Origin of the sequence: Flavobacterium flevense (genome assembly GCF_900142775.1) — a bacterium.
Classification (GTDB): domain Bacteria; phylum Bacteroidota; class Bacteroidia; order Flavobacteriales; family Flavobacteriaceae; genus Flavobacterium; species Flavobacterium flevense.
Genome location: NZ_FRCC01000010.1, coordinates 60,897 through 79,947 on the forward strand (window position 1 = coordinate 60,897; position 19,051 = coordinate 79,947).

18 protein-coding genes are annotated in these 19,051 nt (G+C 33.8%); all 18 read left to right on the forward strand.

Going from position 1 to position 19,051, the window contains the following annotated elements; genetic code table 11:
• Window position 1 precedes the first annotated feature (1 nt).
• Complete coding sequence (locus tag BUB89_RS15295) at window positions 2–1,084, forward strand: acyltransferase family protein (protein WP_073246571.1); 1,083 nt, start codon at window positions 2–4, stop codon at window positions 1,082–1,084.
• 70 nt (window positions 1,085–1,154) lie between these two features.
• The gene (locus tag BUB89_RS15300) at window positions 1,155–2,453 is read left to right on the forward strand and encodes a lipopolysaccharide biosynthesis protein (protein WP_073246573.1); all 1,299 of its coding nucleotides are present in this window, start codon (window positions 1,155–1,157) and stop codon (window positions 2,451–2,453) included.
• Between the two features lie 47 nt (window positions 2,454–2,500).
• A complete protein-coding gene (locus BUB89_RS15305; RefSeq protein ID WP_073246575.1) occupies window positions 2,501–3,079 on the forward strand; it encodes an acyltransferase in 579 nt (192 codons plus the stop codon).
• 51 nt (window positions 3,080–3,130) lie between these two features.
• The gene (locus BUB89_RS15310; RefSeq protein WP_073246577.1) at window positions 3,131–4,249 is read left to right on the forward strand and encodes a glycosyltransferase family protein; all 1,119 of its coding nucleotides are present in this window, start codon (window positions 3,131–3,133) and stop codon (window positions 4,247–4,249) included.
• A gap of 10 nt (window positions 4,250–4,259) precedes the next feature.
• Window positions 4,260–4,850 carry an acyltransferase gene (locus BUB89_RS18325; RefSeq protein ID WP_083552838.1) on the forward strand — a complete coding sequence of 197 codons (591 nt, stop codon included), beginning with the start codon at window positions 4,260–4,262 and terminating at the stop codon, window positions 4,848–4,850.
• Window positions 4,847–6,079, forward strand: coding sequence for a glycosyltransferase family 4 protein (locus BUB89_RS15320; protein WP_073246579.1), 1,233 nt, complete (start codon window positions 4,847–4,849; stop codon window positions 6,077–6,079). Before BUB89_RS18325 ends, BUB89_RS15320 begins: the two co-directional genes overlap by 4 nt.
• A 19-nt stretch (window positions 6,080–6,098) precedes the next feature.
• Window positions 6,099–7,397: a hypothetical protein gene (locus BUB89_RS15325; RefSeq protein ID WP_073246581.1), complete on the forward strand. Its 1,299-nt coding sequence runs from the start codon at window positions 6,099–6,101 to the stop codon at window positions 7,395–7,397.
• Window positions 7,398–8,567 carry a glycosyltransferase gene (locus tag BUB89_RS15330; RefSeq protein ID WP_073246583.1) on the forward strand — a complete coding sequence of 390 codons (1,170 nt, stop codon included), beginning with the start codon at window positions 7,398–7,400 and terminating at the stop codon, window positions 8,565–8,567.
• A 315-nt stretch (window positions 8,568–8,882) separates the two neighbouring features.
• A complete protein-coding gene (locus tag BUB89_RS15335; protein ID WP_073246585.1) occupies window positions 8,883–10,067 on the forward strand; it encodes a glycosyltransferase in 1,185 nt (394 codons plus the stop codon).
• Window positions 10,061–10,612 (forward strand): WcaF family extracellular polysaccharide biosynthesis acetyltransferase, encoded by a 552-nt coding sequence (locus BUB89_RS15340; RefSeq protein ID WP_073246588.1) that lies wholly within the window; start codon window positions 10,061–10,063, stop codon window positions 10,610–10,612. The genes BUB89_RS15335 and BUB89_RS15340 overlap by 7 nt, the downstream gene beginning before the upstream one ends.
• Window positions 10,613–10,677: 65 nt before the next feature.
• On the forward strand, window positions 10,678–11,763 hold the full coding sequence (locus BUB89_RS15345) for an acyltransferase family protein (RefSeq protein ID WP_073246590.1): 1,086 nt from the start codon (window positions 10,678–10,680) through the stop codon (window positions 11,761–11,763).
• Between the two features lie 165 nt (window positions 11,764–11,928).
• Window positions 11,929–12,690, forward strand: coding sequence for a glycosyltransferase family 2 protein (locus BUB89_RS15350; RefSeq protein ID WP_073246593.1), 762 nt, complete (start codon window positions 11,929–11,931; stop codon window positions 12,688–12,690).
• A gap of 55 nt (window positions 12,691–12,745) precedes the next feature.
• The gene (locus tag BUB89_RS15355) at window positions 12,746–13,507 is read left to right on the forward strand and encodes a polysaccharide biosynthesis/export family protein (protein ID WP_073246595.1); all 762 of its coding nucleotides are present in this window, start codon (window positions 12,746–12,748) and stop codon (window positions 13,505–13,507) included.
• An 86-nt stretch (window positions 13,508–13,593) separates the two neighbouring features.
• Window positions 13,594–15,912, forward strand: a complete 2,319-nt coding sequence (locus BUB89_RS15360; RefSeq protein ID WP_073246597.1) for a GumC family protein — start codon at window positions 13,594–13,596, stop codon at window positions 15,910–15,912.
• An 11-nt stretch (window positions 15,913–15,923) separates the two neighbouring features.
• Entirely contained in the window at window positions 15,924–16,340 is a 417-nt protein-coding gene (locus BUB89_RS15365; protein WP_073246600.1) for a VanZ family protein, read from the forward strand.
• Window positions 16,330–17,730 carry an exopolysaccharide biosynthesis polyprenyl glycosylphosphotransferase gene (locus BUB89_RS15370; protein ID WP_073246602.1) on the forward strand — a complete coding sequence of 467 codons (1,401 nt, stop codon included), beginning with the start codon at window positions 16,330–16,332 and terminating at the stop codon, window positions 17,728–17,730. Before BUB89_RS15365 ends, BUB89_RS15370 begins: the two co-directional genes overlap by 11 nt.
• Before the next feature lie 17 nt (window positions 17,731–17,747).
• Complete coding sequence (locus tag BUB89_RS18090) at window positions 17,748–17,915, forward strand: hypothetical protein (protein WP_159434581.1); 168 nt, start codon at window positions 17,748–17,750, stop codon at window positions 17,913–17,915.
• Window positions 17,916–18,000: 85 nt separating this feature from the next.
• The gene (fbp, locus tag BUB89_RS15375) at window positions 18,001–19,014 is read left to right on the forward strand and encodes a class 1 fructose-bisphosphatase (RefSeq protein ID WP_073246604.1); all 1,014 of its coding nucleotides are present in this window, start codon (window positions 18,001–18,003) and stop codon (window positions 19,012–19,014) included.
• The last annotated feature ends 37 nt before the right edge of the window (window positions 19,015–19,051 follow it).

The window sequence follows — 19,051 nt, forward strand, 5'->3', positions numbered from 1 at the left end:
AATGCTTCAAAAAATTGTAAATATTTCTCCGGGAAGTTTCAGACTTATTTTAGCTTTGACAGTTGTGGTATTTCATGCTGTTTCCTTTATATCTTTTGGTCACGCGGTGGTATATATGTTCTTTGTACTAAGCGGTTATTGGATTTTTAAGATGTATTCAGAAAAATATTTAAAATTTGATGATTCTTATTGGGTTTACCTCAAAAGCCGATTTTTAAGATTGTATCCCATTTATTGGGTCATTTTATTCTTTACATTAAGCTGTTACATCATTCTGCCCGGAGTTTGGGATACCGTTTTAGAAAATTCTAAAGGCGGAGTAATTTCCAACTTTGTATCTAATTTTTTTGTAATTGGCAACGGAATAAAAAACACCTACTGGTTTATACTTCCGGCCTGGTCTCTGGCAGTTGAGTTGCAATTTTATATCATAGCGCCACTTTTAGTGCTTTTGCAAAAAAGTAAAAATACCGTTTTTACATTTTTTATAATAAGCAGTTTAGTCAGCATCATTTTAGTTTATTTCAATGTACAAATTGCTGCTTATGATTCTATTTTGTTATATCTGCCTTATTTTTTGCTGGGTGGTATCGTCTATTTTTGGAATCTGAAAGTCAATTACAAAGTGGCTAAAACAGCGCTGTTACTGGCGATAGGCTTAATTGTAGTAAGCCATGTTGTTACTGATTTCAGGATGATACTGTTAGATAAAGAGGAGCAATACCTGTTTTTAGGTTATGCTGTTTCGGAAGTTTTTAACTGCATATTGACTTTAGTTATTTCACCTTTTATTATTTATAATATCAGACAACCGGTTAAAAATTTTAAAACAGATTCTTTGCTTTCTTCTATGTCATTTGTCGTTTATTTATTGCACTGGCCGCTATTGCAGATCTATTCTTTTGCGGTAGAAAATAGCACTTCAGGGGTACTTAAAATGGCATATGCATTGCTGTATTTAATAATTTGCATTGTTTTATCTTACATTATAAGCAGGTATATTGATATGGAATTAGAAGATAAAAGAAGGAGCTGGTTAAAAAAAAATGATATTAAAACCAGCAATAATTTAAAAAAGGTTTGATAAGCTATTTAATAAATTCCAACAGGAGTTTGTTGTTTGTAGATTTTGTACCAATAATTAAAATACACAAATGTTAAAAAAAATCAAGTCCTATGCATATTACGATAAAACCATTCAATGGGGAAAAAAATTAAGCATTACCGGATCAGCTCAGGTAATCATTCAGGCAGTGGGTTTTGCAAGTGGAATATTAATCATCAGACTTTTATCTACGCAGGAATATGCGCTTTATACTTTAGCTAATACTATGCTGGGAACCATGATTATGCTGGCAAACGGAGGAATCTCAACAGGAATTATGTCTATTGGTGCAAAAGTTTGGGAAGACAAAGAAAAATTAGGTGTCGTTCTGGAAACAGGATTGGAATTAAGACGAAAATTTGCAATAGGGAGTTTATTAGTTGCCACCCCCATTTTAATTTATTTATTAGTACATAACGGAGCCTCGTGGTTAACTACTTTTCTAATTGTAGCTGCTCTTATTCCCGCATTTTTGGCTGCTTTGTCTGATTCACTTTTAGAAGTAGTTCCTAAATTACATCAGGATATTCATCCGCTGCAAAAGAATCAGATTATCGTGGCTATGGGAAGGCTGTTACTGAATGTTTTGCTAGTGTTTTTATTTCCGCTAACGTTTATAGCGCTATTAGCCAATGGAATTCCGCGTATTTATGGAAATATTCATTTAAAAAAAATTGCTTACAATAATGCCGATGCAAAGCAAAAAACAGATGAAAAGGTAAAAAAAGAGCTTTTGTTTTTTGTCAAAAGAATGCTTCCTGAAACCATTTTTTTTTGTGTTTCAGGTCAGATAACCATTTGGATTCTTTCCATCTTCGGATCTACAAGTTCTTTGGCAAGTATTGGAGCAATAGGCAAACTCAGTATGGTTTTTAATTTGTTTACAGTAATATTTGGCATGCTGATAGTTCCTAATTTTGCTAAGCTAAAAGAGGATAGTGGCTTACTCCTGAAAAAAATATTTTATGTTAGTATTGGATGTATCATTTTATCGATTTTCGCTATTTCTTTTACTGATTTTTTTTCTAAGGAACTCCTTTCTGTATTAGGTAACGATTATAAAGATTTAAATTTTGAATTAGTACTGAGTATAATAGGTGGTTGTATCACTTTTTTTCAGGGATGTATTTTTGGTTTAAATAACAGCCGAGGCTGGATTATAAATCCGCTAATTTACATTTCAGTCATGATTGTAGTGCTGATAGTCGGGGTGCAGTTAATTGATGTTTCAACATTGTCAGGAGTTCTTTATCTCAATATAGTTGTAGCATCATCACAGGCTTTAATGCTACTTTATTATAATCTTTTCAGAATATTCAAGATTAAAAATAAATCACATTCTCTTTAATTCTTAACACCACTTTTTTGTGTTTTGTTTGCTGTAATTTTATTTAAATGAAAAAAAGCTACTTTTTCCAGCAATCTCTTTTTGTAATCAGATATCGGTATTTGATGAAAGTGAATAGTTTTTTTAGAAAAGGCTACTATCGTTTACAGGGAATGAAAATTGGGAAAGGAACAGTAATCCCTAAACTTTACACTACCTGGCCTCATCAGGTTGCTATAGGGAATAATTGTATACTGGAACAAAATATCTATTTTAAATATGATGGTATCTGGAAAGAAGGTTTTTCAATTGAAATTGCTGATGATGTTTTTATAGGTTCGGGTTGTGAATTTAATTGTTCAGGCAAAATTGTGATAGGCAAAGATACATTGATTGCATCAGGTTCCAGATTTATTGATCACAATCACGGTACTTCTGTTGAAAATTTAATGCGTAATCAGCCCTCTGCGTCCGGAGAAATAAAAATAGAAGAAGATGTCTGGATTGGCTGTAATGTTGTTGTTCTTAAAGGGGTTTTAGTAGGGAAAGGTGCGGTGGTTGCTGCCGGATCTGTGGTTACAAAATCAGTGCCTTCTTATGAAATTTGGGCTGGAGTTCCCGCAAAAAAAATTGGTGACAGGAAATAGCTTTTTGCAAAATTAAAAAAGACTAACGAGTAGCAAATACCTTGTATAACAATGATAAAAGTACTTTTTTTATGTGGTTCTGCGGCACCGGGCAAAGATGGAGTGGGTGATTATACACGCCGTTTTTGTGGAAAATTGATTCAATTAGGACATGAAGCTCAGCTTTTATCTTTGTGCGATTTGCAGGCAGAATCCTTTATCAGCGAAAATCAAATGGTGGAAAACACTACTGTATTGGTACACAGAATTCCCAGAGCTACAGAAAATAACCAACGATTATCAGCACTGCAGCATATTATAAATGATTTCCAGCCTGATTATATTTCTTTACAATATGTACCCTATAGTTTTAATACAAAAGGACTGCCTTTCTGGCTTCCTTCTTTTTTAAAAAAGGTAAAAGGAAATCACCAATGGCATATTATGTTCCATGAATTATGGGTAGGCATGGATGTAAATGCCACGTTTAAAAACAGTATTATTGGTTTTTTACAAAAGTTTTTAATTGTAAAAATGTTAAAAACACAATCGAAAATAATCATTAATACGCAAACCAATTTATATCAGTCCAAACTCGGTTTTTTGGGATATAATGCAGAGATATTGCCGCTGTTCAGCAATATTATCAAAAAGCCGGCTACAGCTAAAGAATCAGCTGAAGAAGCTGAGGAGTTACGATTCTGCATTTTTGGAACTATTCATTACGGTGCACCGGCAGAAAAATTTATTGATGATTTAAAGCGGATTATATTGGCATCAAAAAATAAAAAATCATTGAATTTTATCTTTATAGGTCATTGTGGAAGCGCTATTGAAGAATGGAAAAAAGCGCTGCAAAAACATAGCATTAATTTTGAAATTACCGGCTTTGTTACTGATCAGGAAATCAGCTATTTTTTATCACATTGTCATTATGGTATTTCTACTACTCCTTATATTTTAAATCAGAAAAGCGGAAGTCTTACAGCCATGTTTGATCACCAGATACCGGCTATATGCGTGGCCAGAAACTGGGAAGTGGATGGCTTTAATCAGCAAAATTTTTTGAACTTAATTCAATATCAAAATAAAGAATCGGTTAAAGAATTTCTCGATAAAAAGTTTATACTCTCTAGCGAGAACAATCCTGAGTCGGTTGTATTACAGTTTTTAAAAGGATTAAGAAAATAAGGTAGAATTTATGGCTGGTTTAAAATATTTATGGAACAACAGAGTGCAGTTTAGCTTGTTTAGTAAAGCCTTTTTTATTTCCTGGGCTAAGCGAATACTTACTTTTCCCGAATTAGTTAAAAGTAACAGAAGAAGAAAAAAATTAATTAACAAAGGAGCCAGAATCGCTGAAACTTCCGAAATAGGAATTGCTAAAATTGAAGGTAAAAAAGAACTTTTATCAATTGGCGCATTCACAACATTGGGCAGAGTAGAAATTGCACTGCACGATAAAGTAACTATTGGAAAAAACGTTTGTATCAACGACGGAACGGTTATTTTGAGTGGCTCCCATGATATTTCAGATCCTTTGTGGCGTCATAAAAAAGCGGCTATTGTTATTAATGATTATGCATGGATAGCAACCAATTCCATTATTTTACCCGGAGTAACTATTGGTAAAGGAGCAGTGGTAGGAGCAGGAGCAGTTGTTAGTAAAAATGTCAGAGATTATGCGATAGTAACAGGAAATCCTGCTAAAGAAATTGAAAAAAAGAGAACTAATGTGCTGGAATACAATCCCTGTGATTTTCTTGCAGCAAATAACGCCTGGTTAAAATGATATTATTTTCACACCCCACATTAAATGCAAATGCAAAAGCATTGATTAATGGTTTATTTAAAAACAAAATTTTATATAAATTATTTACTTGCATTGCTATTTTTGAGGGACAGTTTTTATTTAAATTAGGGGAAAATCCCAAATTAAAAGATTTAAAAAGAAGAAGCTTAGACACTTCATGGAAACCTTTTACGGTATCAAAATCTTTTTTTGAATTCGGACGTTTATTAGCATCCAAATCAAAAATAAACGCGCTGATAAAACACGAAAAAGGTTTGTTTTGCATAGATAAGGTATATCAAAAACAGGATCAATGGGTAGCAGACAGTTTAGCAAAATCAAAAAAGAAAGGTTTGAAAGCGGTATATGCTTATGAGGACGGAGCTTTAAAAACTTTTATAAAAGCAAAACAATTAGGGATTACCTGCATTTATGATTTGCCTATCGGTTATTGGAAAAGTGCCCGTTTATTGATGGAAAAAGAGTTTGAAATCAATCCAGAGTGGTCTGCTACACTTACCGGATTTAATGATTCACAGTCAAAACTGGATCAAAAAGACAAGGAACTGGCTCTGGCAGATGTGATTTATGTAGCCAGTAGTTTTACTAAAAAGACACTAGAAGAATATTCCGGAAGTTTAGCAGAAATAAAGGTAATTCCATATGGTTTTCCGGAAGTTAATACTAAAAAAGAATACAAACCACTGCAAGGACGCAAACTTAAAATTTTATTCGTAGGCGGTCTGTCCCAGCGAAAAGGGATTTCGTATTTGTTTGATGCTGTAAACGGACTAGAAGATCATGTTGAGTTGACAGTAGTGGGGCACAAAGCAATTCCTGATTGTGTGGCTTTAAATGAAGCTTTAGAATACCACAACTGGATTCCTTCCTTATCCCATAATCAGGTATTAGAGTGTATGCGAGAGCATGACATCTTTGTTTTTCCGTCGCTTTTTGAAGGTTTTGGTTTGGTAATTACAGAGGCGATGTCTCAGGGAGTTCCCGTTATTACAACAGATCGCACCGCCGGACCTGATTTAATCAGCCATGGTGCAGATGGATGGATTGTTCCGGCAGCTTCATCCGTTGCTATCAAAGAAGTTTTTCTTCAAATACTGGAAACACCGGAAATATTGGAACAATTTGGACTCGCAGCCCAGCAGAAATCTAAAACCAGACCATGGTCCGTTTACGGTCAGGAAATGGCAGATTCGCTTTCTTCGTTATAATTACAAATATTTAGAATAAATGGATATTACAAAAGAAGCTGTTACCCCATCCTATAAATATCTGAAATCAGCCATTTGGCTTTATTTTATACTTTGGATATTTGAAGGTGCTTTACGCAAATGGATTTTGCCGGGATTAGCCACGCCCTTACTGGTAGTGCGGGATCCCGTTGCAATCTATATTATCATACAGGCATTTTATTCAAATGTAAAATTTCTCAACCCGTATGTAGTTTTAAGTACTGTTTTCACCCTGTTAGGTTTAGCAATTACCTTAACTTTTGGACATGCTAATTTGTTTGTCAGCCTGTATGGAGCCCGAATTATGTTACTTCATTTTCCATTAATTTTTATAATTGGTTCCGTTTTCAGTAAAGAAGATGTTTTAAAAACAGGTTATTTTTTTCTGGCGGTAAACATATTGATGGCTGTAGTTGTTTACTTTCAGTTCATCAGTCCGCAAACAGCCTATATCAATGTAGGTCTTGGCGGAGAGGGAAGTTCCGGTTTTTCAGGAGCCTTAGGTTACAGTCGTCCTTCAGGAACTTTTTCATTTATTACGGGTCTGGCTTGTTTTTATATTTCAACAGCGGTTTACATCTTTTATTTTTGGTTATCCAAAGAAAAATGCTCTAAGCTTTTATTAATAGCAAGTACACTGGCATTAATTTTTGTAATGCCGCTTACTATCAGCCGCGGTGCTGTTATGGGAGTTCTGGTAGTAGGATTTTTTGCGATAATGGGTTCCAGTACCAGCATAAACAGAGTAGTAAAAGTACTTTCCATTATTGGGGTTTTTGCCGGGATAGTGATTATTTTAAATAGTACCACATCTATTTTTAGTTTAGGAACTGAAGTTTTTTTAACCCGTGTTGATAATGCTAATCAGGGAGGAACAATTAAAGAATCGATTTTTTTAAGAATGTATGACAGTTTTAAAGATCCTATTGTCGATTTATTTGATAAACCTTTGTTTTTAGGGAATCTGGGAATGGGAACAAATGCAGGTGCTCAAATGCTGAACGGAAACCGTCATTTTATAATTTCTGAAGGTGAAATAGGCAGACTAGCCGGTGAGCAGGGCCTGATTTTTGGCGGCTTACTGATAGGTTTGCGGTTATTTTTATCCATTGATTTATTTGTAGCTTCTATCAAAGTTTTAAAAGAAAATAATAACATTCTTCCGATAATTTTTTGTGGTACCGTTTTGTTGTCCATCACTCAGGGACAATGGGCACAACCTAGTATTCTGGGGTCTGCGATAATTGTTTCAGGACTTTTATTAGCGACTATAAACACTGATAAAGAAAAAAATTAGATGAAAATTATACTTTTTACTCACCCACAGTTTTTAGCTCACCAGAGTATGCCCCGATTTGCCCGGATGATAAGCGAGGGCATGATTCAAAAAGGACATGAAGTAAAAATATGGTTTCCCAAAGCATGTTTTTTTAAACTGGCTTTAAGAAAACCATTGCTGCAAAAGTGGTTTGGATATCTGGATCAATATGTAGTATTTCCAATGCTTACTAAAATAAAAGTACTCGGCTGTTCCAGAGATACTTTATTTGTTTTTGCTGATAATGCTTTAGGTCCCTGGATACCATTAGTGAATAAAAGAAAGCATGTGGTTCATTGTCATGATTTTTTGGCACAGCAATCGGCTTATGGTTCCCTGGCAGAAAATAAGATAGGTTTCACAGGAAGGTACTATCAAAAATTTATTCATTGGGGATATAATAAGGCTGAAAATTTTATTAGTATTTCAAATAAAACCCAAACTGATTTACACTCATTTTTGACACAGCCTCCTAAACTTTCAAAGGTAGTTTACAATGGTTTGAATCAAAATTTTGAACCTGCAAAAAGTAAAGCAGTAATACGAGAATTACTAACAAATAACTTTGGGATTGATTTGTCTAAAGGTTATGTTCTTCATGTAGGAGGGAATGCTTTTTATAAAAATAAATTAGGGGTACTCGAAATTTATGATCAATGGGCTACTGATTATACGTCAAAAGTACCTCTGATTTTAGTAGGCGAAGCACCTTCTGAAGAGTTAACTGCATTTAAAGAACAATCTCAATTTTCAAAATCGATTTATTTTATAGCCAATATTGATGATTTTCAATTGCAACATTTTTATCAGGGAGCATCAGTTATGCTTTTTCCTTCTTTATACGAAGGTTTTGGCTGGCCTATAGTCGAAGCAATGGCAGCAGGTACTCTGGTTATTACTACCGATGAAAATCCGATGAAAGAAGTAGCGGGCAATGCGGGGTTTTATATTCCTAAAAAAGTTTTTGAATCCGAAGAATTGACTCAATGGAAGTCGGTTGCTGCAAAACAATTAGAACATGTCCTGCAATTAACTCCCGAGCAAAATGCTCTGGCTGTTCAAAAATCGATTTTGCGATCAAAAGAATTCTCAGCTCAGGGTTTTGTCAATGCTATTGAGAAGCTCTATAAACAAATTCTGCTGAATTAAAACAGGTTTTGGTGTTCAAAATCTTTGTTGTTCGATAAAAAACATAAATAAAATTTAAACTTACTATTTATGACACATATGGAAGAGGTCGCTCCTCTGGAGCTTTATTTTTCAGGAAACACAATTTTCTACAAACATTTCGCTCCTAACGGAGCTGTTTTTAGTCCCATCGGGACGTTCTGTTTGTAGAAAAAGCTATTCGTCGAAAACAAGCTCCAGAGGAGCGACCTGTTGACTTAATCAAATTTAATCGGACAACGATAATCCAAAATTATTTCCCCTAAAAAGTCAAAATAATATACAAAATCAATTAGAATGCAACTACTTCATGTAATAAGCTCGATGAGTCCTCTTTCCGGAGGAACATCCCAGGCCATTCGAAATATCATTCCTAATCTTGAGTCTTTGAATGTAAAGAATGATGTTGTTTGTCTGGATGCCAAAGACCAAGATTATGGATTAAAAGATAATTTTAATGTATATAAAATTGGTAAAGGCAAAACCAGTTATCAATACAGCCCTTTATTGACAGACTGGTTTTTAAAAAAATTACAATATTATGATGTTGTCGTTGTTCATGGTATCTGGCAATATGCGAATTACGGAATTTACAAAGCGATCAAAAAAGTAAAAAAGTCTAAGTCTAAACTTCCCAAAGTAATTATTATGCCCCACGGAATGCTGGATCCTTATTTTCAAAAAGCAGCAGACCGAAAATGGAAAGCATTACGTAATGAAATTGTGTGGAGATTAACAGAGAAAAAAGCGATTAATGCTGCTGATGCTGTTTTTTTTACCTGCGAGGAAGAATTAAATCTGGCTCGTACTACTTTTAGAGGGTATAAGCCAAAATTAGCAATTAATGTAGGTATCGGAATTCCAAATCCTCCGGCAGAGACTACTGAGATGAGATCAGCATTCAAACTGCTGAGCCCGTCTGTTCCTAATAATTACTGGCTTTTTCTAAGCCGCATACATCCTAAAAAAGGAATTGATCTTTTAATTACTGCTTACAATAACCTTTGTTTGAAGACCAGAAATATTCCTGATTTAGTTATTGCAGGTCCGACCCATTCATTGTATGCTGAAGAAATGATTGCACTGGCTAAGGATAATTCTAAAATTCATTTCGTAGGAATGTTATCCGGTAAGGCTAAGTGGGGCGCTTTTTACGGTTGTCAGGCTTATTTATTACCCAGTCATCAGGAGAATTTTGGGATTGCGATTGTAGAAGCTATGGCCTGCGAAAAACCGGTACTCATAACTAAAAATATTAATATCTGGAGAGAAATTCAAGCTGATAACAGCGGATGGATTTTAGAAGATCTAACAGTAGCAAGTATCGAACAGCAACTTCAGGAAATAGCAGCGTTGCCAGTTGCAAAAATAAAACAGACAGGCAGGCAGGCAAAGCAAACATTTGAAGATAAATTTAATGTTCGAAATCAGTCCAAGATATTTGTTGCAACCTTAAATAATGTAATAAAACCCGAATGCTGAGCAGAGTAACATTAGCTGAATTTGATGCTTCAAAAGGATTAATTCGAGGAGCTGGAAAATTCAAAGAAATTTTGTGGTATGGAGTGAAGATTCTTTTTTTCCTGAGCTCTGTTCCTTATCCCTCCGGTTTTAAATCTAAACTGTTAGTGCTTTTTGGAGCAAAAATAGGGAAGGGTGTGGTAATCAAACCGCGTGTAAATATTCATTTTCCGTGGAAACTGGAAGTTGGAGATCATGTCTGGATTGGTGAAGAGGCATTTTTATTAAACTTTGAATTATTAAGTATAGGTAATAATGTTTGTATCAGCCAGAGGGCATTTTTATGTGGTGGAAATCATGATTACAAACAACCTTCAATGCCTTACCGAAACGGCCCTATTGTATTAGAAAACGGCTGTTGGGTAGGAGCCAATGTTTTTGTAGGTCCTAATGTGGTTATAGGTACAGATACTATTGTTTGTGCAGGTTCGGTAATCACTCAAACATTAGAAAATAATGGTATTTATAAAGGAAATCCGGTCGTTTTTCTAAAAAACAGATGGTAAACTATTCAAATCAGGTTCTGAAAAATTAATCACTTTGCTTTTTGAAGCAATTCTAAAACTAAAGGATGGAGAAAATAATCAAAAGAAATAGTACAATTGATGCTTTTAGAGTTTTTGCAATATTTGGTGTAATTGCCATCCATGTGCAAAGCAATACGGATAGTGCTGAGATGGTGGGACGTTTGTTTGCCGGTTTCAGAGTTCCCTATTTTTATATAGTTTCCCTTTTTTATTTAATTATTGGACTAAAAAAAAGGAAAAATGAAGGGGTAAACAATATTGTAACTAAAATTTTTTACAGACTGATAATACCTTATTTAGTATGGACAGTAATTTATGTGAGTTTGCGTTTAACTAAAGCCGTGTTTTTAGGAGAACCATCTGATATTGTTTTCTGGAAAGTATTGTTTTATGGTGATGGCGCGGTACAACTTTATTTTATACCTAATTTACTTTCGATGCAGGCCTTCATCATTTCCATCTATTTATTGCTAAAAGGAAACCTGAAAAACAAACTGTGGGGAATTGTTATTTTGACATTTGTAGTTGCTTTTTTAACAATCGGACTTCTCGAAAATTGTTTTGCAATTTCTAAGGGATTTATATTTGTGGGCATTCCATTGTTCATTTCGTTGGCATTTTCAGCCACATTTTTTAATTCGAATGAAAAAAATACTGTCAATATATGGATGGGAATACTCATTATAGTAGTTACAACCATTTTCAATATTATTCCGTTTTCATTTAGTTTTTTCGGATATACTTATATCTCTCCTTTTATGGCATTTGGAATATTATTATTGTGTATTGGATTATTTGATCAGTTTCGTTTACCCTCAGCATTAACTTCGGCTACTTTTGGGATTTATCTCAGTCATGTTTTGTTTTTAGAGGTATTCGAATTTATCATTAGTCAGAGCAACATTATCTTATATTACGATTTAACAGTGAAGTTATTGGTTACATTTTCCGTATTTCTTTTTTCATTGGCAGGCATATTTACTATCAGGAAAAGCAGGATTTTACGGTTTTATTTATTAGGTGAAAAAGCAACTAATACCCAAAAAGCAACTTCTAATTTGGATTATTTTATTTCCTGTTTCAGAAAAATTCAATATTTAGCAGTATCTAAAAAAAATCAAAAAAGCTGATTAATGTGGCGGTTTGTTTTTGAGTAATTGTACTGAATTAACAAACATTAATTTTTCATTCCATTTTACCGGTACGATTATTTTTCCTCAGTTTTCTTATTGAGGAATCCACTTTTTGTATGTTAAAATTTAAAATAATTATTCCCTTTTAAAATAACAATAATCATGAAAATAACCATAATAACAGTGTGTTACAATAGAAAAGCTACTATTGAAAAAGCCATCAAAAGTGTATTGGAACAAGATTATCATGATATCGAATACATTATTGTCGATGGAAATTCTAAAGACGGAACCAAAGAAATTATTGAATCCTACAGAGATAGGATCAGTGAATATATTTCGGAACCGGACAAAGGGATGTATGATGCAATCAATAAAGGAATCAATTTAGCAAGTGGTGAAGTAATTGGGCTGATGCATTCTGACGACGAATTTTACGACAGCAAAACCATCAGCAAAATAGTAGCAGGATTTAAAAAATCTGAAACTGCTGACGGAATTTACGGCAACGGAATTTATGTGTCTAATGATACAGAAGAACGGTTAATCAGAAACAGAATCGGGGGGATTTTTAGTCTGAATAAAATAAAAAGAGGCTGGTTGCCACTACATCCTACAGTGTATCTAAAAAAATCAATAATTGATCAGTACGGATTGTATAATCTTGATTTTAAAATAGCCTCAGATACTGAATTTTTACTTCGCTATCTGTATAAATACAAAATCAACATGACGTATGTTGATGATTATATTGTAAAAATGAGAATGGGAGGGATGAGTACCAATGCAAAACGTGCCGTTGAAGTTTTATACGAAGATTATAAAATTTACAAATACCATGGATTGATGGCATTTCAAACCGTTTTTCTAAAAAAGACTATGGCTTTACGCCAATACCTGGGCGGAATGACTAGTTCTTTTTAACGGACCTTCTTTTTTTAACAGCACTAAACTCAAATCACTAAAAACTTTTATTACCATGAAAAAAAGACACTTACCAATAATTTTATTGCTTTTATTGATAGTACAGTCTTGTACAACAAGGAAACAGACATTGTATTTACAGGATTTAGATGCCTACTCTAATTCAGCAATAAAATATCCAATGACACCCATACAGCCTAACGATATTTTAAAAATTGATGTGGGTGATGTCAATCCCACAGTTGCTGCACCTTTTAACAGAACTTCTTCGAATACCTCAGAAAGCTCAGTCGAAATGATGAAACTGAAAGGCTATCTGGTTTCACCGGAAGGTACCATTACGATGCCTGTTTTAAATGAAATAAAAGCTGCAGGAGTAACACCTTCAAAGTTAGAAAACATCATTAAAGACCGTTTGGTTAACGAAGGTTATCTCGTGAGTCCTACAGTATCGGTGCGGGTTCTTAATAATAAATTTACCATTCTGGGAGAAGTTAATTCCCCGGGTGTCATCAATTTTAGCGAGGAGTCTATCAGCTTGCTGGATGCCATAGGGTTAGCCGGTGATCTTACTTATTTTGCTGTTCGAAAAGATGTAAAACTAATCAGAGAATTAGACGGTAAACGTGTCGTTTATCACATTGACTTAACCAGTGCTTCCTGGTTATCTGATCCCAACTTTCGCATCAGACAAAATGATGTAATCGTAGTAACTCCTAATAAAGTTAAAGCTAACAGTGGTGGTTTAATTAAAGATCCGCTACAACTTTTTAGCGTAGCAGCTTCTTTACTGACAATTTTCTTACTACTGAGATAAATACCTGCCTTTTCAGGTTCTTTAAAATTTAATGGCGAATAGGATTTCGCATTATAAAAACGACTGTAAATAATAAATTAAATAGTATGAATTCAAAAAAGCAATTTTTAAAATATGTGCAGTACTGGCCGTGGTTTTTGGTGAGTTTTGTCTTGTTTACAGCTGCTGCCTATTATTATTTAGGTGCAGTTTCACCTACCTATGAAACCACAGCTTTGATTAACATTGATAAAATGGACGAAAAAGACAGTGAAATAATAAGTACTGATAAAGTGAAAACCGATAAAGAAGAAGATTTAGAAAAAGAAAAAGTATTCATCACTTCTAATGATTTTTTATCGAAATTGGTAACTGATTTAAAACTCAATATCAATTATTTTGAAAAAGGATTGATAGCCAATAAAGTCGTAGCAGACATTCCATTTGTATTTAAGACTCACATTTCAAATGATTCTTTGTCGAAAGTAACGTATAATATTAAAGTTACTGAGGACGGATTTATTGTAAATGAATCGGTTACCGATGGACTTTCTTTAATTCGGAATAATACCATTTATGACCTTTCCGGGATTCCATTTTCGATAGAGCTGACTTCAAAAGCAAAAAAAAATCTTTCTAATTATCTGGATAAGGAATATGTAGTGACTCTGGAGCCTACAGAAATGGCGGTAAAAAATTTAAAACTTAATTTAAATATCGCTTCTGATGAAAATATAAAAACCAATTTAAGTTTAAGCCATACCGGAACGAATCCGATGCAGTCTAAAAAAATTCTAAAAAGGATTATTAAATCACTGGATGAGGATATAGTAGCTGAAAAACAAAAAAAGCTGGGTAAAACAGTGGCGTATTTAAACCAGCGAATAGCAGCATTTACAAAAGAAAAAGATTCCATTGAAAGCGTTAAAGAAAGTTACCTGCGTAATAATAACATTTATGTTTTAGATCAGTATATTGTTTCTAAAACTAATGAAAAAACCACTAAAACAGCTAATTCTGCACTTAATGACAAACAAATTGCATTGACTAATTTTGCAATTAATGACATTAGAAAGTCAGGCTATTCAACACCTTTAGGTACGGATTATAACCTGGAAATACCGTCTTTAAACCAGTTGCTTGTTAATTACAATTCCAGTCTTATAGAAAGTGAATTGATTTTGCAAAGAGCACAAAAAAACAATCCTGCTTATGTGAGTGTAATGGCTCAGTTACAAGTTCAGAAACAAACGATTTTAAACACCTTAGGTGATTATTTAAATCAATTAAAACAAACTAAAATTGTCAATAGTATTGAACAAAGCAACGCCATTTCGGAAGCACAAAGTATCCCTACAAAAAACAAAGAATTAGGTAATATTGATAATGATTTGAGTTTGAAAGAGGAGACGTATTCGGCTTTATTACAAAGACGGGAAGAGGCTATCTTAAACGGAGCTGTTTTAGATTCTGATTTAAATATACTTGATAATCCACAAACTAATTATGCTGCTATTTCTCCAAAGCCAAAGCCTTTCATGCTTGGTGCTATTTTGTTTAGCTTTTTACTTCCTTTTGGTTTTGTTTATGTAAAACTTAAAATGGATTCTAAAATTCATACTCAGGAAGATCTTACGGGGCAACTGGCTGATATTCCTTTTCTTGGAAATATTCCTGAAATTGATTCGAATGAAAAACTGGATAATTCAGCTACTTCCAGATCATTAATTGCCGAAGCAACACGTACATTATTTTCTAATATTTCGTATTTGTTGCCTCACAATAAGGATCAAAAAGGAAAAGTAGTATTGTTTACTTCCTCCATTCAGGGAGAAGGAAAATCCTTTTGTGCTTTTCATAATGCGGTTACCATTGGTAATTTAAATAAAAAAGTACTCCTCATTGGTGCTGATTTAAGAAATCCTCAATTGCATGATTACTACAAAGTTCAAAAAAGTATTCCCGGACTTTCGGATTATTTATATGATAATACTAAGAATTGGAAAAACTTTTTAGTGAAGAAAACTGATTTTTCAGGAAACCTTGATGTCCTTTTTTCAGGAGAAATCCCTCCTAATCCTACACAATTACTGACTAATTCTAATTTAGAAACATTACTGGAGGAAGCTAAGTTATTCTATGATTTTATAATCATTGATTCGGCTCCTGTACAAATTGTTTCTGACACGCTTAATTTCAGCTATCTGGCTGATGTGACGGTATATGTGGCTAAATCGAACTTTTCAGATAAAGAGATGCTTTTACAGTTGCATGATTTTATAAAAAAAGGACAACTGAAAAATGTGGGTGTGGTCATTAACGGAATTAATAAAAAGAGTGTTTACGGCTACAGCTATAGTTATACTTATCAGGAAAAAAAGGTAAAAGTACCATGGTTTAAAAGAAGTATGGCTTTTAATAATTAATAACACTTAATATGGAAAAAAAAGCAATCTTTTTCACACTGCTGATAGTTAGTCTGTTAGTGTTTTATTATTCCTGGTTGCCAGACCCTAACATGAAATCAGAAGCTTATTTGCCCAAATGGATTTTAGACTGGAGTAATAAAAATTACAACCTGCGTACCGGAGTTCCATTTGTGCCTTTTGGTTATTTTCTGGCAGCTTATTCACAAATGATGAACTCTGACAAACCAGAACTAAACACCAATTTAATTTTTATCCAAAACCTTGGTGTGGCTGGAATTGTAGCTTTTATTGCCGAAGGCGGGCAATTTTTAATACAAAGTAGAAATCCGGATTTAATGGATATTTATTTTGCCATTATTGGTAGTGCTGTAGGAGCTTTTACCTATAGTTTAGTTAACAAAATAAGATTTAAAAATGCGAAATAGACACAAATTTACCTTTGTAATTTCCTGTGCCATTGCCGACATGTCAGCAATGATAGTTTCAACTTTGATTTTTTTGAAATTTGCTACAGAAGAAAGTTTGGGATGGGATGCTTTATTTCTGAATAAAATGATTCCAATAACGGTTTTAAGCTGGTTGTTTTCAGTCTCTTATTTTAAACTGTATAAAATTGATGTTCTTTTTAGTTTAGAACATTTTTTCCGTAATAGCTGGCGTGCTTTTCTCACCCAGCGAATTTTATGGCATGTTTATATTTATATCTTTCAGGATGATATCTCTTATTTTTTTGAAAGTAAGGCCAATTTAATTCAGCTGAGCTTTTTATTATTCTACTTTTTATTATCCAGAACAATATTTACGCTGGTAATCAGAAAAATTAAAGAATGGGTTTTTAAACGTTTTACAGTTGCTATTTGGGGTTTTAATCTTACCAGTATTCAACTGGCTTCCTACCTAGAAACCAATTCATTTTTTATTCATTTTGTAGGCATCCTTAACGAAAATAATCAGGTTACTTATTCCTCAAAAAAAGAGTTTACTCAGGCACTTACAGAAGCTATTGATGATGCTGCTAAAGCAAATATCAACGAATTATACATTGTATGCAAACCTGATTTTATTTCAGATTTAAATAGCTTTTTTGAATTAGGAGACAAGCATTGCATGCGCTTAAAGTTTATTCCTGATTTTTCATCTATTTCGAAAAAACATTTCAGCTCTACGCATTTAAATAATTTTCATGTTATAAAACCCCGCTACGAACCCTTGCAGGATGCTTATAACCGCCTGGCTAAAAGAGTATTTGATATTGTGTTTAGTCTGCTGGTAATAATTTTCATTTTATCCTGGCTGTATCCTTTATTGGCTTTTCTTATTAAAAGAGAAAGTAAAGGACCTGTATTGTTTAAACAAATGCGAACAGGTAAAAAGAATGAACCTTTTTGGTGTTACAAATTCAGAAGCATGTACACTGATATGGGAGATGAAGCGGAACAGGCTAAAAGAGGTGATTCCCGAATTACTCCTATTGGTAAGTTTATACGCAGAACCAGTTTAGATGAAATGCCTCAGTTTTTCAATGTACTCATGGGGAAAATGAGTGTTGTAGGACCGCGACCTCATATGATTAAACATACTACCGATTATAACAGCCATATCAATAATTTCATGGTTCGGCATTTTGTTAAACCCGGAATCACCGGTTTGGCACAGGTAACAGGGCTTAGAGGAGAAACTAAAAAAGTCTCTGATATGAAACGACGTGTAAATACTGACATCGATTATGTACAACGATGGAGTATTATTACGGATATTAAAATATGCATTTTAACAGTTATTGTAACGTTAAAAGGTGATGAAAATGCTTTTTAAACTTAAAATTTAAAATTATGAACACTACTTATTTTTTCATTGGTTTATTTACAGGAATTTCTGTAAGTGCCTTTTTTATAGGCAAAGAATTGTATAAATACTACACTAAATATACAGTTCAAAAGAAACAATTAGACCGGATTTTAAAATTGAATGACAAATTCAAAAAATTTAAAGTCGCTTAAACGATCAGCTGCATAACAACAGAACTGCATTGACTACGTAAATAAAATAACTTTTACGCCTAAAACACTTAAAGCTAAACTACATATGGAAAGTAACAAAACATTAGGTGAATTTATAATAGAAAATCAACAGGAATTCAAATATTCTTCCGGGGAATTATCCCGACTTTTTAACTCCATTAAATTAGCTGCAAAAGTGGTAAGTCATAAAGTTAATAAAGCGGGTCTGGTAGATATTGTGGGAAGAGCAGGAGGTAAAAATATTCAGGGTGAAGACCAGCAAAAACTAGATGTGTATGCCAATGATATTTTTATCGAAACCTTAATCAACCGACAGATTGTATGCGGTATTACCTCTGAAGAAAACGACAATTTTATAAGCGTTCAGGGGAGTGATAACAGTAACACCAACAAATATATCCTGCTAATGGATCCATTAGATGGTTCTTCTAATATTGATGTGAATGTTTCTGTAGGAACCATTTTTTCTGTTTACAGAAGAATTTCTAAACCAGGAACTCCGGTAGTATTAGAAGATTTTCTGCAACCTGGAATAAACCAGGTTGCAGCAGGATATGTTATTTACGGAACTTCGACAATGCTCGTGTACACAACAGGTCATGGTGTGAACGGATTTACGCTGAATCCCGCCATTGGAACCTTTTATCTTTCTCATCCTAAAATTAAATTCCCTGAAAAAAGTAAAATATATTCTGTAAACGACGGAAATTATACTCATTTCCCCGAAGGAATTAAAAACTTTATCCGGTATTGCAGGCAGGAAGAAGGAGACAGACCTTACACCTCGAGATATATAGGAAGTCTGGTTTCAGACATGCATAGAAACATGCTCAAAGGTGGTATTTATTTGTATCCAAATACCAAATCCAATAACGGCAAACTACGACTTTTATATGAATGCAATCCTATGGCATTTATAACCGAACAAGCCGGAGGGAAAGCATCTGACGGAAATTCCAGAATAATGGAAATAGAGCCTCAAAGCTTACATCAAAGAGTTCCCTTTTATAGCGGAAGCATTAAGATGGTAGAAAAAGTGGAAGAATTTATAGCTAAATCCAGACTCCATAAAGTTTGATTTTATTAAAAACTATTGCGTATGACTAATGAACCAA

Bases quoted from the DNA above. Each gene is read 5' to 3' on its own strand.
- BUB89_RS15310 (WP_073246577.1), top strand. From the start codon at position 3,131: ATGATAAAAGTACTTTTTTTATGTGGTTCTGCGGCACCGGGCAAAGAT.
- BUB89_RS15335 (WP_073246585.1), top strand. From the start codon at position 8,883: ATGCAACTACTTCATGTAATAAGCTCGATGAGTCCTCTTTCCGGAGGA.
- BUB89_RS15340 (WP_073246588.1), top strand. From the start codon at position 10,061: ATGCTGAGCAGAGTAACATTAGCTGAATTTGATGCTTCAAAAGGATTA.
- BUB89_RS15365 (WP_073246600.1), top strand. From the start codon at position 15,924: ATGGAAAAAAAAGCAATCTTTTTCACACTGCTGATAGTTAGTCTGTTA.
- BUB89_RS15345 (WP_073246590.1), top strand. From the start codon at position 10,678: ATGGAGAAAATAATCAAAAGAAATAGTACAATTGATGCTTTTAGAGTT.
- BUB89_RS15370 (WP_073246602.1), top strand. From the start codon at position 16,330: ATGCGAAATAGACACAAATTTACCTTTGTAATTTCCTGTGCCATTGCC.
- BUB89_RS15320 (WP_073246579.1), top strand. From the start codon at position 4,847: ATGATATTATTTTCACACCCCACATTAAATGCAAATGCAAAAGCATTG.
- BUB89_RS18090 (WP_159434581.1), top strand. From the start codon at position 17,748: ATGAACACTACTTATTTTTTCATTGGTTTATTTACAGGAATTTCTGTA.
- BUB89_RS15325 (WP_073246581.1), top strand. From the start codon at position 6,099: ATGGATATTACAAAAGAAGCTGTTACCCCATCCTATAAATATCTGAAA.
- BUB89_RS15360 (WP_073246597.1), top strand. From the start codon at position 13,594: ATGAATTCAAAAAAGCAATTTTTAAAATATGTGCAGTACTGGCCGTGG.
- fbp (WP_073246604.1), top strand. From the start codon at position 18,001: ATGGAAAGTAACAAAACATTAGGTGAATTTATAATAGAAAATCAACAG.
- BUB89_RS15305 (WP_073246575.1), top strand. From the start codon at position 2,501: ATGAAAAAAAGCTACTTTTTCCAGCAATCTCTTTTTGTAATCAGATAT.
- BUB89_RS18325 (WP_083552838.1), top strand. From the start codon at position 4,260: ATGGCTGGTTTAAAATATTTATGGAACAACAGAGTGCAGTTTAGCTTG.
- BUB89_RS15295 (WP_073246571.1), top strand. From the start codon at position 2: ATGCTTCAAAAAATTGTAAATATTTCTCCGGGAAGTTTCAGACTTATT.
- BUB89_RS15330 (WP_073246583.1), top strand. From the start codon at position 7,398: ATGAAAATTATACTTTTTACTCACCCACAGTTTTTAGCTCACCAGAGT.
- BUB89_RS15300 (WP_073246573.1), top strand. From the start codon at position 1,155: ATGTTAAAAAAAATCAAGTCCTATGCATATTACGATAAAACCATTCAA.
- BUB89_RS15355 (WP_073246595.1), top strand. From the start codon at position 12,746: ATGAAAAAAAGACACTTACCAATAATTTTATTGCTTTTATTGATAGTA.
- BUB89_RS15350 (WP_073246593.1), top strand. From the start codon at position 11,929: ATGAAAATAACCATAATAACAGTGTGTTACAATAGAAAAGCTACTATT.